The sequence below is a fragment of the Paenibacillus sp. GXUN7292 genome (assembly GCF_050864975.1).
In the GTDB taxonomy this organism is placed as follows: domain Bacteria; phylum Bacillota; class Bacilli; order Paenibacillales; family Paenibacillaceae; genus Pristimantibacillus.
Genome location: NZ_JBOZWO010000105.1, coordinates 1 through 762 on the forward strand (window position 1 = coordinate 1; position 762 = coordinate 762).

The following is a 762-nucleotide window of genomic DNA, read 5'->3' on the forward strand; positions in this document are numbered from 1 at the left end:
TATGGAGCGGAAGACGGGAATCGAACCCGCGACCCTCGCCTTGGCAAGGCGATGCTCTACCGCTGAGCCACTTCCGCACACTGGCTGGGGCACTAGGATTCGAACCTAGGGATGACGGAGTCAAAGTCCGTTGCCTTACCGCTTGGCTATGCCCCAACAATCTGGAGTTTCATATGTGTTTAAAATGGGGCGATCGAGGGGACTTGAACCCCCGAGTGCCGGAGCCACAATCCGGTGCGTTAACCCCTTCGCCACGACCGCCATGTGAACACATATAAGTAAATCTGGCAGGGGCAGCAGGAATTGAACCCACACCAAAGGTTTTGGAGACCTTTGTTCTACCTTTAAACTATGCCCCTAGGTAAATGGTGGAGGATGATGGATTCGAACCACCGAACCGTTAGGAAGAGATTTACAGTCTCCCGCGTTTGGCCACTTCGCTAATCCTCCATGTGGTGCCGTCGAGAGGACTTGAACCCCCAACCTACTGATTACAAGTCAGTTGCTCTACCAGTTGAGCTACAACGGCATATTCCAATGTCTTTCATACTTAATGGTGGCTCGGGACGGAATCGAACCGCCGACACGAGGATTTTCAGTCCTCTGCTCTACCGACTGAGCTACCGAGCCTGATGATGGTATAAATGGCGGAGCTGACGGGATTCGAACCCGCGGTCTCCTGCGTGACAGGCAGGCATGTTAGGCCTCTACACCACAGCTCCACATCATTTCTCGGATAAGTCCGAAGGTAAAACATTTTTT

The 762-nt window shown here is 52.6% G+C and carries 8 tRNA genes; all 8 read right to left on the reverse strand.

What is annotated here, in order from left to right:
• Positions 1–2: 2 nt before the first annotated feature.
• A tRNA-Gly gene (locus ACRRU2_RS28540) sits at positions 3–77 on the reverse strand.
• Positions 78–81: 4 nt separating this feature from the next.
• Positions 82–156, reverse strand: a tRNA-Gln gene (locus tag ACRRU2_RS28545).
• Positions 157–185: 29 nt separating this feature from the next.
• A tRNA-His gene (locus tag ACRRU2_RS28550) sits at positions 186–261 on the reverse strand.
• Between the two features lie 24 nt (positions 262–285).
• A tRNA-Trp gene (locus ACRRU2_RS28555) sits at positions 286–359 on the reverse strand.
• A gap of 7 nt (positions 360–366) precedes the next feature.
• Positions 367–450: transfer RNA gene (locus ACRRU2_RS28560), tRNA-Tyr, on the reverse strand.
• Between the two features lie 3 nt (positions 451–453).
• A tRNA-Thr gene (locus ACRRU2_RS28565) sits at positions 454–529 on the reverse strand.
• Between the two features lie 25 nt (positions 530–554).
• Positions 555–630: transfer RNA gene (locus ACRRU2_RS28570), tRNA-Phe, on the reverse strand.
• 15 nt (positions 631–645) lie between these two features.
• A tRNA-Asp gene (locus ACRRU2_RS28575) sits at positions 646–722 on the reverse strand.
• Positions 723–762 lie beyond the last annotated feature (40 nt).